The sequence below is a fragment of the Micromonospora sp. NPDC023966 genome (assembly GCF_040639095.1).
Taxonomy (GTDB): domain Bacteria; phylum Actinomycetota; class Actinomycetes; order Mycobacteriales; family Micromonosporaceae; genus Micromonospora.
The window spans coordinates 1-12,926 of sequence record NZ_JBEZZJ010000028.1 but is presented as its reverse complement, the minus strand read 5'-3'; the positions used below and the strand labels follow the sequence as shown (position 1 = coordinate 12,926).

Below are 12,926 nucleotides of genomic sequence, written 5' to 3'. Positions count from 1 at the left end.
GTGTGTCGGAGCCGGTCGCCGGCTCAGTGCTCGTCGCCGGTCAGTGCTTGTGGCCGTGCTCGGCGAGCTTCTTGCGTACGTCGTCCATGTCGAGCTGCTGGACCTGCTCGATCAGGTTCTCCAGCGCCGACTCCGGCAGCGCGCCCGGCTGGGCGTAGACGATCACGCCGTCGCGGATCGCCATCACCGTCGGGATGGAGCTGATGTTGAACTTGGCACCCAGCTCCTGCTGCGCCTCGGTGTCGACCTTGCCGAAGACGATGTCCGAGTGCTTCTCGGACGAGCGCTCGTAGACGGGGGCGAAGCGCTTGCACGGGCCGCACCAGTCGGCCCAGAAGTCGAGCAGGACGATGCCGTCGCGTTCGGTCACCTCGTCGAAGTTGGCCGTGGTCAGCTCAACCGTTGCCATTGCACTCTCCGATCAGCGCGTGTTTCCTACGTCCCTTGGAACCAGGGTGAATGCCTCCGCATTCCCGTGACGTGCGCGACGAAACGCTGCGCGACGCGGTGGTGACGCTCCGACGTATCGAGCGCAGTCTGTCTTCCCCGTGGTGCGGACCGCAAGTGCATGCCGCATTTGCGTGACGGGACGTGATGGGAGCGCTTCCAAAGAGATCACGCAGCGTGCGCGCTACGAAGCGGTAACTTGATGCTTGACAAGCGGCGATCCGGCCCGCGGAGATCGCTTGTGGAGTGATCGCGAGTCACGCCGAGTAGTGTTACGAAAAGATAAATGTGACGCCCGTCTCTGTCGATACAGTACCGGCGTACGGCAGAATCTCTCGCATCAGAGCGTGGGCGGCGGGTGCCGGGGAGGGCCCCGCCGCTCATTGCGTCTCCACCCGGGTCGGTCCGGGTGTGACTTTTCCGCACCGGCAGCGCCCCGCCCATCGCCTTAACAAGCGGTAAGGCATGCTGTGCCGAACTCCATCGCCGCCCGTCGAAGGGGACAAGGATGCAGTTCGGCCGCTACTACGAGGAGTTCGAGGTCGGCGCGGTCTACCGGCACTGGCCGGGCAAGACGGTCACCGAGTACGACGACCACCTCTTCTGCCTGCTCACCATGAACCACCATCCGCTCCACATGGACGCCCACTACGCCGAGTCGGCGAGTCAGTTCAAGCGCAACGTGGTGGTCGGCAACTACATCTACTCGCTGCTGCTCGGCATGTCGGTGCCGGACGTCAGCGGCAAGGCGATCGCCAACCTGGAGATCGAGTCACTGCGGCACGTCGCCCCGACCTTCCACGGCGACACCATCTACGGCGAGACGACGGTGCTGGACAAGCGGGAGTCCTCCTCGAAGCCGGACCGCGGCGTCGTCGCCGTGGAGACCCGCGGCTACAACCAGGACGGCACGCTGGTCTGCGTGTTCCGCCGCAAGGTCATGGTCCCCAAGAAGGAGTACGCGGCCGCCGCCGTGCCCCAGGGCGTCGACCCCGAGCGGCCCAGCTTCCCCGAGCCGCGCTGACCTTCGCGTACGCCCGGAAGGGCCCCTTTCCCGATCTGCGGGGATGGGGCCCTTTTCCCGTTCCGGGGCATATGCTGACGCCGGAGGTCCCCATGAGCCACTCCGTCGCCGGAGAGCCGCCCTCTGCCGGCCGTCGTGCCGCACCGCTGACCACCGCCGTCTACTCCGCGGCGGAGTGGGACCTGTTGACCGACCTGCCGGGGCGGGTCCTCGTCGCCGCCGCCTCGCCCGGTCCGGGCCGCCCGCCGCGCGGCGTGGCCGCCGGGCTCGCCGGGCTGGACGCGGTGGCTGCCGGCCGCGCCTTCGACAGCGACCTGATCCGGGCCGTGGTCGCCGCCATCTACGCCCGCCACGACGGCGCCGCCGAGCGGGACGAGCGCCTCACCGACCTGGTCGACCTGCTCGCCGCCGCCCGCGCGGCGGTACGGGTGCTGCGGCGGCGCGCCGACCCCGCCGACTCGGCGGCGTACCGCCAGTGGGTGGAATCGGTGGCAGCCCGGGTCTGCCGGGCCGGTGACGCCGCGCCGAGCCCCGCCGACCGGCGCTTCCTCGACCGGCTCGCCGGCGCGCTGGACCTCCGCTGACCGCCGGGCCCGTGGCGGCCGGGCCGCCGGGCTGGCCGTACCCTCTTCAGACCGTGACCGACGACCAGCTCGACGTGGGCGTGGGGCCCTGGCCCGGCGACCCGCCGGACGACCCGCGCTACGACCCGGAGCTGCTCGCCCAGGGCGACCGGCGCAACGTGGTGGACCGCTACCGCTACTGGCGGCGCGAGGCCGTGGTGGCCGACCTGGACCGGCGCCGGCACGACTTCCACGTGGCCGTCGAGAACTGGCAGCACGACTTCAACATCGGCACGGTGGTCCGCAACGCCAACGCCTTCCTCGCCGCCGAGGTGCACATCGTCGGCCGGCGACGGTGGAACCGGCGGGGCGCCATGGTGACCGACCGCTACCAGCACGTCCGCCACCACCCGACGATCGAGGAGTTCGTGGCCTGGGCGGCGGGGGAGCGGCTGACGGTGGTCGGCATCGACAACCTGCCCGGCTCGAAGCCGCTGGAGACCGCCACCCTGCCCCGGCGCTGCGCGCTGCTCTTCGGTCAGGAGGGGCCCGGGCTCTCCGAGGTCGCCCGGGCCGCCTGCGACCAGCTCTTCTCGATCGCCCAGTACGGCTCCACCCGCTCGATCAACGCGGGCGTGGCCAGCGGGATCGCCATGCACGCCTGGATCCGGGCGTACGCCGGACCGCCCCCGGAGTGACCGATCCGGCCGCTCCGCTTGACGCCCCGCCGGTCCCGGGTGACGGTGAACACGTGAGTGTCGCGGTGAGTTGCCCGAGGTGCGCGGGCCCGGTCCGGGAGCCGGACCTGATGCACGGCGAATACCGGTGCCTGCGCTGCGGCCCGGTGCCGCCACTGCACGTGCCGGAGCACATCGGCGCCGAGATCATGGCGAGCGTGGTGGAGCGGGTGGCCGCCGACGCCGACCCGTCCGCACGGCCGGGGATGCCGCTCTGGTGCCCGTGGCCGCTGCCCACCGGCTGGACGCTGACCGGGGTGGCGTGGGCCGGGGACGACCGGTCCGGCGTGCGCGCCACGGCGGTGGCCTGCGCCGGCCCGGCTCCGCTCGACGGTGGACCGGCCGACCTGCTCTTCGTCGCCGAGGAGCCGGGCGTCGGGCTGGGCTCCCGCCTCGCCGGCCTGCCCGGCCCCGATCCGGGCCCCGAGGTGGCGGAGGCGCTGTCCGACCCGGGCCCTGGTCACCCCGAGCGGGTGCCACACGCCAAGATCCGCGTGGACGGCCACCCCACTCCACTGTGGCTCGTGAATTCGCCGACCGATCGAAGCGCGTACGCCGGCGAGGCTCGGGGAATGTGGCTACATGCGATAGCCTGGCCGGCGAGTGCGGGTCACCTCCTCGCGGAAGAAGTCGTGCTGCACGACCTCACCGAGTGGACACCGCCCGAACTCGTGTACGGCGCACCATCTCCGTACCTGCACGGGCGGGCCTGACCGGCCGGCATCGGCGAGTCGGAGAACAGACGCAGATATTCACTCTACGACATCATACTGATACTCTGGGTGCCGCTGCGGTAAACGGACCCGGCTCCGCGCGAGAGGATGGCCCGCTATGGTCAAGAAGGTCCTCACCTGGGCCGGCCTCGCATTCTTGATCTTCTTCATCGCCTACCGGCCGAACTCCGCCGCCGACGTGTTCAAGTCTCTCGGTGGCGGCATCATGGACATCGCGCAGGGCTTCGGCGACTTCTTCACCAACTTGGTCGCCTAGCCGCCAATGGGAAGCCCCTCCGGTCCACCCTTCGACCCCGACGATCCCGACCGGGAGCGCCGGGAGCGCGACACCGAGCCGATCCCCCGCATCGACCCCGACGACGGCCCCGGCTTCGGCGCCGGTTCCGGCTACGGCGGCGGTCCCTCCCTTTCGGACGACGCCGCCTTCGGCGACGGACCGGGATACGCCGGGGAGGGGCGGTCCGGCCGCGCCTGGATCCGCGACCCGGAGGCCGCCTACCAGAACCCGCAGATCTCCGAGGACGAGCTGGCCGGCCTGCGCGCCGACGCCGCCGGCATGGCCCCCCGCCGGGTGCTGCCGCTGGAGGACGAGCCCAGCTCGCTGGTCGCGCGTTACCTCTTCCCCACCGAGCGTTACCGCGGCGAGTGGAAGCGGCACTGGATCCACCTCTCCACCCCGATCATCGTCGGCATCGCGGCGACCTTCGTGCTCGGCTACCTCTCCGGCTTCCTCGCCGGGCGCGACGTCGGAGCGCTGACCACCGTCGCGGTGCTGCTCTGGTTCGCCGTGATGGGCTGGGTCGCCTGGCGGGTCGCCGACTGGTGGTACGACCGCTTCATCCTCACCAACAAGCGGGTCATGGTGGTCAACGGGATCATCACCCGCCGGGTCGCGATGATGCCGCTGGTCCGGGTCACCGACATGAAATACGAGCAGACCCCGACCGGCCGCGCGCTCAACTACGGCACCTTCGTGCTCGAGTCGGCCGGCCAGGAGCAGGCGCTCCGCGAGATCAAGAACCTGCCCAACCCGAACGAGCTCTACCTGCGCGTCGTGGAAGAGATGTACGAGCCGCAGGCCGTCGAGGCGCGGTTGGGCAAGGAGGCCGACGAGGCGAAGGCCGACGACGGCGCCTGAAAGTTTTCGTCCGAACATCGGAGGAACTGCGCACCATTCGCCGTCGACCCGTCCCCCTCTGACGTGGCAATCTGCCAGGCAGGACCGGGCGCGGAGGTGAGCGTGGCGAGCAGGGACCCGCTGGAGGAGGAGTTCCGCGACTTCGTCGCGGCCCGCTCCGGCGCCCTGCTGCGCACCGCGTACCTGCTGGCGGGTGACTGGGCGACGGCCGAGGACCTGCTCCAGACCGCGCTGACCAAGACCTACCTGGCCTGGAAGCGGCTCGGCGGGATCGACGCCATCGAGCCGTACGCCCGCCGGGTCCTGATCAACACCTCGACCAGCTGGTGGCGCCGCCGGTGGCACGGGGAACGCCCGACCGAGGTGCTGCCCGAGCGGGCCGGGGTCGACGAGATCGAGCAGCAGCTCGACCGGGACGCGCTGTGGCGGCACCTCCAGGCGCTCCCGGCCCGGCAGCGGGCCGTGCTGGTGCTCCGCTTCTACGAGGACATGTCCGAGGCGCAGACCGCCGCCCTGCTGGAGATCTCGCCGGGCACCGTGAAGAGCCAGACCTCCCGGGCGCTGAACACGCTGCGCCGCCGGCTCGGCTCCGAGGCCGCGCTCGGCCTGCCGGCCGAGCCGGCGGAGCAGGTCGCGCCGCCCGCGCCGCGTACCCCGCCACGGGTGCTCCGGGAGCCCGCCGCGCCGCCACCGCCCGCCCCGGTGCCGCCGGCGGTCCGGCCGAGCGCGATCCCCGGCGACGCGGCTCCCGCCCGGCCCGCCGCGTCCGTCCCGGTGGAGTCCCGATGAGCCGCACGTCGAACTCCTACGACAACCGGACGGGCGGGCCGGAGCGTCCATTCCCCGTGACCGAGGACGAGCTGGAGCGGGCGCTGCGGCAGACGCTGGCCGCGCGCGTCGCCACGCCCCGGCCACTCGCCGCCGACCCGGCCGGCGCGGCGCTCCGGCGGGCCCGGCGCACCGGACGGCGTCGCACGCTGACCGGGCTCGCCCTGGCCGGGGTGGCGACCGTGCTGGTCACCACCGGCATGGCGCAGCTCGGCGGGCCGACCGGGGACGGCGGCACGCCGACCGTGGTGCTCGGTGACCCGCGTGGGTTCTCGGCCTCCCCGCTGCCCACCGCTGCCGGACCGGTGCCCGCGAAGGGTCCCGTCCGCGCTGAGCTGGACCTGATCGTCAACTCGTGGCTGGACACCAGCGGTGGCGAGCGCCGGGAACTGACCGGGGTGAGCGGCGTCGAACGGGCGCAGCGGGTCCCCGACTACGGCGGCTGGCTGATCACCTCGGCGGCCACCCCGGCCGGCCGTACCCTCTGGTGGGTGCCGCCCAACGGCAGCGCGCCGCAGGTGCTGCTCGCCGGGGCGGACGCCGTGGTGGTGGCAACCGACGGCCGGCAGGTCGCCTGGCGCGACGGCCCCTACCTGTTCGCCGCCGGCGTGGTCGGCGGCCAGCTCCTGGCCAGCAGCCGGACGGCAGCCCCGGAGGGGGTGGCGCCGATCGGCTTCGCCGGCGACGCCGTGCTGATCCGCCAGCCCGACCGGGGCGGGGTCAGCATGTGGCGGCGGGCCGCGGGCGGAGTGCCCGGCGGGGCGAACCGGGACGTGCTCGCCGTCTACGGCACGCTGCCCGACGGCCGGGTGGTCGGCCTGGTCTCCGCCGGCACGCCCCGGCGGCCCTGCGTGGCCCTGCTCGACCCGGCCCGCGACCTCACCCCGGTCCGCACCGGCTGCGGCCCGGCGCTGGCCACCGACGGCCTCGGAGCGGTCTCCGCGGACGGCCGGTGGCTGCTGCTCAACGCCGCGGGCAGGGAGGCCCTGCTGGTCGACCTGGCCGGCCTCGGCGCCGGCGCCGCGACCCACCCGGCCGGCCCGGCCGTCGCCGGGGCGGTGGCCTGGACCCGGAGCGGAGCCGCCTTGCACGTGGACGCCACCGGCGGCCTGGTCCGGGTGCGGCCGGACCGGGTGCTGGCCGGCGAGCGCCCCACCGTCTCGACGCTGGACGGGGTGGCCCCGGGCGAGCGGCCCGTCGTGGTGGCCGACACCCGCTCCTGACCCGGGCGGGGTGGGCGTAGCGTCGACGGGATGAGCGCGGCCGCCCGGATCGACCTGCACACCCACTCCACCGCCAGCGACGGCACCCTCGGCCCCGCCGAGCTGGTCCGGGCCGCCGCCGCGGCCGGTCTCGACGTGGTGGCGCTCACCGACCACGACACCACGGCCGGCTGGGAGCCGGCGGTCGCGGCCCTGCCGCCCGGGCTCACCCTGGTCCGGGGCGCCGAGCTCTCCTGCCGCTGGTTCGGCGTCGAGCCGGCGATCCCGCTGCACCTTCTCGCGTACCTCTTCGACCCGACCGAGCCGGAGCTGGTCGCCGAGCTGGCCCGGGTCCGGCGCGCCCGGGAGGAGCGCGGCGAGCGCATCGTGCGGCTGCTCCAGGCCGACGGGATCCGGGTGAGCTGGTCCGAGATCCTGGCCGGCGCGGCCGGCGGGACGGTCGGCCGGCCGCACATCGCCCAGGCGCTGATCCGGGCCGGGCTGGTCGCCACCACGAACGAGGCGTTCGGGCCGCGGTGGCTGGGGGAGCGGTACCGGCTGCCCAAGGAGGACATCGACGTGTTCCGGGCGGTGGCGCTGGTCCGGGCGGCCGGCGGGGTGCCGGTCTTCGCCCACCCCCGGGCCAGCCGGCGCGGCCGGATCGTGGCCGACGAGCTGATCATGGACCTGGCGGCGGCGGGGCTGGCCGGCCTGGAGGCCGACCACGAGGACCACAGCCCGGTCGAGCGGGAGCACGTCCGCGCGCTCGCCGCCGAGCTGGGGCTGCTGGTCACCGGGGCGTCGGACTTTCACGGCACGCACAAGACCGTCCAGCTCGGCGCGTACACCACGGGGGTCGAGGCGTACGAGCGGATCGTCGAGCTGGCCCGGGGGGTGACCCCGGTCGCTTCAGGCTGAAGCGTTCCGGCGGCGCGGCTACCGTGTCCGGGTGGATCTCAAGCTCTTCGGCGAGGTCTTCGTGACCCTGCTGGTGATCGTCGACCCGCCCGGCATGATGCCCATCTTCCTCGCGCTGACCGGCCCGCTGGCCGCCCGCGACCGGAACCGGGCCGCCTGGCAGGCCGTCGCGCTGGCGCTCGGCGTGATCGTGGTGTTCGCCGTGGCCGGCCAGACGATCCTGGCCTACCTGCACGTCGACCTGCCCGCGTTGCAGGCCGCCGGCGGGCTGCTGCTGATCCTCGTCGCGCTGGAGCTGCTGACCGGCAAGTCCGACGACCCGAACCAGCAGGCCACCTCCAACATCGCGCTGGTGCCGCTGGGCACCCCGCTGCTGGCCGGCCCCGGCGCCATCGTCGCCACCATGCTCTTCGTGCAGCGGGCCGGTGGCTTCACCGACTACCTCGCCATCGCCGCCGCGATCGTCGCGGTCATGGTGGCGGTCTGGGTGGTGCTGCGCTTCTCCGGCGGCATCGTCAAGGTCCTCCGGCCGGGCGGCATCGAGGTGCTGACCCGGATCGCCGGCCTGCTGCTGGCCGCCATCGCCGTGCAGCTCATCGCCGACGCGATCGCCGCGTTCGTCACGCGGTACCTCACCATGGCCTGAGCCGGCGCGGCGCTGTCGTACCGGGGTGGCAGGATCTCAGGCGTGCGACGACCCCCCCCGACCGGGCGACCCACCGGCGGCCGGCCACCCCGGCCCCGCGCCGAGCAGGCCGAGCAGCTCGGCTTCGAGGGCATGCCCGAACGGCTCTTCGTCTGCACCCCCAGCAAGCTCGGCGCCTACGCCGACTGCCCCCGCCGCTACCGCTACTCGTACGTGGACCGCCCGGCACCGCCCAAGGGTCCGCCGTGGGCGCACAACTCGCTCGGCGCCAGCGTCCACACCGCCCTGAAGAACTGGTACGCGCTGGCCCCCGACCGCCGCCGCCCCGAGGTGCTGGGCACCCTGCTCAAGGGCACCTGGGTCCGCGAGGGCTACCGCGACGACGAGCAGGAGCGGGACGCCTTCCGGCGGGCGCTGTCCTGGCTGGAGTCCTACGTGGCGGGGCTCGACCCGGCCGACGAGCCGGTCGGGGTCGAGCGGGTGGTCGCCGTGAAGACCGCGGTGCTCGCCTTCAACGGCCGCACCGACCGGATCGACTCCCGTCCCGGCCCGGACGGCCGGCCCGAGCTGGTCATCGTCGACTACAAGACCGGCCGCACCGGGCTGGACGGCGACGACGCGCGCGGCTCGCAGGCCCTCGCGCTCTACGCCTACGCGGCCGAGCGGGTGTTCCGCCGCCCGTGCCGCCGGGTCGAGCTGCACCACCTGCCCACCGGCACGGTCGCCGCGCACGAGCACAGCCCGGAGTCGTTGCAGCGGCAGCTCACCCGGGCCGAGGACACGGCGCGGGACATCATGGCCGCCGAGCGGGCCGTCGCCGACGGCGCCGACCCCGACGCGGCGTTCCCCGCCGAGCCCGGGCCCCGCTGCGGCTGGTGCGACTACCGGCGCACCTGCCCGGCCGGCGCCCAGGTCCCGGCCAAGGATCCGTGGACGGCCGTGGAGCGCCCCGTCGGCCCGGACGGAGCCGCCTCGCTCTGAGGGGTGGTCAGGCCGCGGCCAGGCGGGCGGCGCGCTCCTTGGCGGCCTGCTGCAACGGGCCCTCCCGATAGCGACGCGGCACCGCCGCCAGGGCCAGGCGCAACGCGCGGACGCTCAGGTCGGCCGAGAGCGCGGTGGTGGGCAGGCCGAGGCCGCCGTACAGCCGGTGGGCCCAGGCCGGCAGCAGCGCCAGCGCGGTGCCGGCGATCCCCAGGTAGGCCCAGCGCGGCGGGCCGAGGTGCAGGCCCAGCTTCACCGGCAGGCTGAGCTTCCACGGGATCGGCGGGGCGGTCAGGAAGAGGGCGGTCTCGGCCGCCTCCCTGGTCATCCGCAGCTCGGGGCGGATCCGGCGGTAGTAGTCGGCCACCTCGGCGGCGCTGCCCGGCACGTCGGCCGGGTCCAGCCCGACCAGGGCCGCCGCTCGCCGCTGCTCGGCGTAGTAGCCGTCCACCTCGTCGTCGGTCAGCGCGAGCCCGGCCCGCCGGGCGGTACTCACGAACGACTCCACCTCGGTGACGTGCACCCAGCGCAGCAGGTCGGGGTCGTCGATCCGGAACCACTCGCCGGTGAACGGGTCGGTGGCCCGCATCCGGGCGTGCAGCGTCCGCAGCCGCCGGCCGGCCGCCTCCGCCTCGGCGGTGGTGCCGTAGATCGTCGTCGCCACGTAGGTGGCCGTGCGGACCAGCCGGCCCCAGGCGTCCGTCTTGTAGTTGCTGTTCTGCGCCACGCCGGCCATCGCGCGGGGGTGCAGCGCCTGGAGGTAGAGCGAACGCAGGCCGGCGACGATCAGGATCGGCTCCTCGTGCACCTTCCACGTGACCGATCCCGGACCGAACAGGCCGAGGTCATCGGAGTCCACCGCCCAAGAGTGCCACGCGCCGGGCGGACCGGGCCTTTCCCCGGCCCGAAGCCGGCGCGGGCGCTCAGTCGTCGGCGGAGCGGCGGGCCTGGCAGGCCGGACACAGCCCCCAGAAGGTCACTTCCGCCTCGTCCACCTCGAAGCCGTGCGCGACGTTCGGGTCGAGGCAGGGGGCGTCGCCGGTGGCGCAGTCGACGTCGGCGATCTCGCCGCAACCCCGGCACACCACGTGGTGGTGGTTGTCCCCGACGCGGGCCTCGTAGCGGGCGGGACTGCCGGCCGGCTCGACCCGCCGGGACAGCCCGGCCCGGGAGAGCGCGCCGAGCACGTCGTAGACGGCCTGGGTGGAGACCGAGTCGAGGCGCTCGCGGACCCGGCGGGTGATCTCGTCGACCTCCAGGTGACCGCCGCCGGAGAGCACGTCCAGCACGGCGAGGCGCGGTCGGGTGACCCGCAGGCCCCTCGACCGGAGCAGCTCCTCACCGGTTGACATGTGTCCATGACAGCACGGGGTCCCCGGGCCGACAAGCGAGCGTGACCGCGGGTGGCCCGGGCCACAGGTGAACCGCGCCGGCGACCCGTGCGTGTGTCGATGTACGGAAGCGCGACGGCTGATCATCCCGTCGTAGGCTGGCCGCGCGATCCCGTCCACTCGCCGGAGGTGTTGGTGTTCAGGGAAGTCAACGGTCTACCGGGCCACGTCCTGGTCGTACACGCCGCCGTGGTGCTGGTGCCGCTGCTGGCGTTGCTCTCCGTCGCGTACGGGGTGCTGCCCCGTTGGCGGCCCCGGCTGGACTGGGCGGTGGCGATCCTCGCCGTGCTCACCCCGATCGTCACCTGGGTGGCGACGGAGTCCGGCGAGGCGCTGGAAGAGGTGCTGCGCAAGCGGGGCTACCCGCCCGAGGGCCTGCAGAAGATCCACGAGCACTCCGAGTACGGCGACAAGCTGTTCTGGTTCACCGTCGGGTTGGCCGTGGCGGCGCTCCTGCTGCTGCTGGTGACCAGCGGCTTCGCCCGGACCCGCAACCTGCCCCGCTGGCTGCCCCTGGTGCTCACCGGGGTGGTGGTCGTGCTCGCCGTGTTCGCGCTGCTGTACGTCTACCTGACCGGTGACAGCGGCGCCAAGATGGTGTGGAGCGGCATCGTCTGACCCGGTGGTGCCGAGCCGGCCGGCTCAGAAGAGCACGCGCGAGCAGAGCAGGCAGGTGAGCAGCACCAGCACGACGCCGGCGACGGCGCCGATGCCGTAGGTGAGCCGCTGGGCCTGCCCCTCGGCCCGGTCCATGGCGGCCATGTCCTGTGGCGGGAGTCGCCGGGGTGGCGCCGGCTGCACGTGCACCGGCGGCCGCCAGCCGGGCGGCGGCGGGATGGTCGGCGGTGGCCCGGCGTACCCGGCCGGCGCGCCGCCCGGGGCCCAACCAGAGGCCGAGGCGGCCGGCTGAGGCCAGCCACCCGCCGGGGCGGCCTGGCCGGAAGAGCCGCCGGTCGGCAGGACCTGCCCGGACCCGCCGCCGGCCGGGGTGGCGCCCTGGCCGGGCCTCGCCCACGGGCTGTCCGCGTGGCCGTCGCGCGACCAGGGGCTGGGCTCCGAGGGCGGCACCCCGCCGGCCGGCGGGCTGCCGTGCGCCACATCGTCCGGCCGGGTCCCCGCGCCAGCGATGGGCGCGTTCCCGCTGGTTGCCGAGCCCTCGGGCTGGTTGCTGCCGGCCGCCGAGCTGTCGCGCTGGTCGGGCGGCCCGCTGACCGGCCGGTCCGGCGAGCCGGGCTGGTCCGGGCCGGCCGCCGGGGTCTCGCCGGCCGGCTGGTCCGGGCGTCGCCAGGTCTCGTCCTCGGGGCTGCCACCGCTCGGCGTCGTCACGCCGTCCGACGCTACCAACGCCCCGGCCGGTCGGCCGCCCGACGCGACGGGCCACCGGCGTTCATGCCGCGACGGTCGACGGTTTCCCTTCCGGCGGTATCCTTGCCGCTCGTGAGCGATCCCGGCATCCGTGTCCCGCGCGGCGACGACGACCGCGTGGTCGACCTCAGCGAAGACTTCGTGGTGCTGCCCGAGCAGACCACCGACGACACCGACCGTGGCTGGGGCGAGCGGTCGTCCGGCAACGACGACTGGCTGCTCGCCGAGCGCCCGCCGCACTGGGACTGATCCTCCGCCGCGGTCATTCGCGTACGACCACGGCGAAGCGGCTGCTGTCGGGCAGGCCGACCGCGTGGTGGGCCTGCTCCGGGCGGAGCGCCAGGTAGAGGGCCGAGGAGCCGTCGACCGCCCCGGCCGCCCCCACCACCTCGAGCACCAGCGCCCGCGGGGCGAGCAGGGTCGGCGCGCCGCCGACGGGCACGACCAGCAGGTCCACCCGGGCGCCCGGGTGGAGCACCGCCAGCGCGGCCGGCTCGGCGAGCCGGATCGGAACCCCGACCGCCCCGGCGGGCAGCGGCAGGGCGGTGGAGTGATCACCGCCGGCCGGGGTGGGACTGCCCGGCGCGGGTGCCACGGCCCGGGTCGCACCTGGCGGGCAGCCTGCCGGGGTCCGCAGGACGGCCGCGGCCAGCCCGAGCAGCACCGCGACCAGCGCCATCCGGAGCAGCGTCCGGCCCCGCGGCAGCCCGCGCCAGCGCACCGGCCGCAGCGGTGCCTCCCCACCCGCCACCAGTGCCCTCCCGCCCACGGATCCGATCCGGTACGCGGGCAGGCTAGGCCGCGCGCGACCCCCGCCGCCGCCCCAGCCGGCTCACCTGTGGAAAACCCGCCGGCCTGTGGTGGGGAACTGGCGATGGCCAAGCATCCGGCCGATCTCGTCGATGACCACGGCGGTGTGGGTATCGGCGTGGGTGTCAACGCCGCCGATGAC

At 74.3% G+C, this 12,926-nt stretch carries 18 protein-coding genes; 13 read left to right on the top strand and 5 right to left on the bottom strand.

The genetic code is table 11. The features are described from left to right. Positions 1-40 precede the first annotated feature (40 nt). Positions 41-409, bottom strand: a complete 369-nt coding sequence (gene trxA / locus AB0F68_RS26700) for a thioredoxin (RefSeq protein ID WP_262286952.1) — start codon at positions 407-409, stop codon at positions 41-43. Between the two features lie 546 nt (positions 410-955). Here trxA and AB0F68_RS26695 point away from each other — a divergent pair. The 11 genes from AB0F68_RS26695 to AB0F68_RS26645 all read left to right on the top strand — a co-directional run bounded on the left by AB0F68_RS26695 (position 956) and on the right by AB0F68_RS26645 (position 9,218). Next, entirely contained in the window at positions 956-1,471 is a 516-nt protein-coding gene (locus AB0F68_RS26695; RefSeq protein WP_357343091.1) for a MaoC family dehydratase, read from the top strand. A 92-nt stretch (positions 1,472-1,563) separates the two neighbouring features. Next, a complete protein-coding gene (locus AB0F68_RS26690) occupies positions 1,564-2,055 on the top strand; it encodes a hypothetical protein (RefSeq protein WP_357343089.1) in 492 nt (163 codons plus the stop codon). A 53-nt stretch (positions 2,056-2,108) separates the two neighbouring features. Continuing rightward, positions 2,109-2,732: an RNA methyltransferase gene (locus AB0F68_RS26685; RefSeq protein WP_357343087.1), complete on the top strand. Its 624-nt coding sequence runs from the start codon at positions 2,109-2,111 to the stop codon at positions 2,730-2,732. Positions 2,733-2,785: 53 nt separating this feature from the next. Continuing rightward, positions 2,786-3,484, top strand: a complete 699-nt coding sequence (locus tag AB0F68_RS26680) for a TFIIB-type zinc ribbon-containing protein (RefSeq protein WP_357343086.1) — start codon at positions 2,786-2,788, stop codon at positions 3,482-3,484. A gap of 118 nt (positions 3,485-3,602) precedes the next feature. Further along, on the top strand, positions 3,603-3,761 hold the full coding sequence (locus AB0F68_RS26675; protein ID WP_167544553.1) for a hypothetical protein: 159 nt from the start codon (positions 3,603-3,605) through the stop codon (positions 3,759-3,761). A gap of 6 nt (positions 3,762-3,767) precedes the next feature. Beyond that, complete coding sequence (locus AB0F68_RS26670; protein WP_357343084.1) at positions 3,768-4,643, top strand: PH domain-containing protein; 876 nt, start codon at positions 3,768-3,770, stop codon at positions 4,641-4,643. 102 nt (positions 4,644-4,745) lie between these two features. Then, positions 4,746-5,432: a SigE family RNA polymerase sigma factor gene (locus AB0F68_RS26665; protein WP_357343082.1), complete on the top strand. Its 687-nt coding sequence runs from the start codon at positions 4,746-4,748 to the stop codon at positions 5,430-5,432. Next, entirely contained in the window at positions 5,429-6,694 is a 1,266-nt protein-coding gene (locus AB0F68_RS26660) for a hypothetical protein (RefSeq protein WP_357343080.1), read from the top strand. The genes AB0F68_RS26665 and AB0F68_RS26660 overlap by 4 nt, the downstream gene beginning before the upstream one ends. Positions 6,695-6,724: 30 nt before the next feature. Then, positions 6,725-7,591 (top strand): PHP domain-containing protein, encoded by an 867-nt coding sequence (locus tag AB0F68_RS26655; RefSeq protein ID WP_357343078.1) that lies wholly within the window; start codon positions 6,725-6,727, stop codon positions 7,589-7,591. Between the two features lie 31 nt (positions 7,592-7,622). After that, entirely contained in the window at positions 7,623-8,237 is a 615-nt protein-coding gene (locus AB0F68_RS26650; RefSeq protein ID WP_357343076.1) for a MarC family protein, read from the top strand. A gap of 132 nt (positions 8,238-8,369) precedes the next feature. Next, positions 8,370-9,218, top strand: a complete 849-nt coding sequence (locus AB0F68_RS26645; RefSeq protein WP_357343215.1) for a PD-(D/E)XK nuclease family protein — start codon at positions 8,370-8,372, stop codon at positions 9,216-9,218. A gap of 7 nt (positions 9,219-9,225) precedes the next feature. Here AB0F68_RS26645 and AB0F68_RS26640 read toward each other — a convergent pair whose 3' ends face one another. Both AB0F68_RS26640 and AB0F68_RS26635 read right to left on the bottom strand, forming a co-directional pair. Next, entirely contained in the window at positions 9,226-10,077 is an 852-nt protein-coding gene (locus AB0F68_RS26640; protein WP_357343074.1) for an oxygenase MpaB family protein, read from the bottom strand. A 64-nt stretch (positions 10,078-10,141) separates the two neighbouring features. Beyond that, positions 10,142-10,570, bottom strand: a complete 429-nt coding sequence (locus AB0F68_RS26635) for a Fur family transcriptional regulator (protein WP_357343072.1) — start codon at positions 10,568-10,570, stop codon at positions 10,142-10,144. Positions 10,571-10,744: 174 nt separating this feature from the next. On the opposite strand from AB0F68_RS26635, the gene AB0F68_RS26630 reads away from it, so the two are divergent. After that, positions 10,745-11,227, top strand: a complete 483-nt coding sequence (locus tag AB0F68_RS26630) for a DUF2231 domain-containing protein (protein WP_357343070.1) — start codon at positions 10,745-10,747, stop codon at positions 11,225-11,227. Between the two features lie 24 nt (positions 11,228-11,251). Here the strand turns inward: AB0F68_RS26630 and AB0F68_RS26625 are convergent, their stop codons facing one another. Next, entirely contained in the window at positions 11,252-11,935 is a 684-nt protein-coding gene (locus AB0F68_RS26625; protein WP_357343068.1) for a hypothetical protein, read from the bottom strand. A gap of 102 nt (positions 11,936-12,037) precedes the next feature. Here AB0F68_RS26625 and AB0F68_RS26620 point away from each other — a divergent pair, with 102 nt between their 5' ends. Beyond that, on the top strand, positions 12,038-12,223 hold the full coding sequence (locus AB0F68_RS26620; protein ID WP_151465544.1) for a hypothetical protein: 186 nt from the start codon (positions 12,038-12,040) through the stop codon (positions 12,221-12,223). Between the two features lie 13 nt (positions 12,224-12,236). On the opposite strand, the gene AB0F68_RS26615 is transcribed toward AB0F68_RS26620, so the two are convergent. Then, positions 12,237-12,725, bottom strand: a complete 489-nt coding sequence (locus AB0F68_RS26615; protein ID WP_357343066.1) for a flagellar biosynthesis protein FlgA — start codon at positions 12,723-12,725, stop codon at positions 12,237-12,239. Between the last annotated feature and the right edge of the window lie 201 nt (positions 12,726-12,926).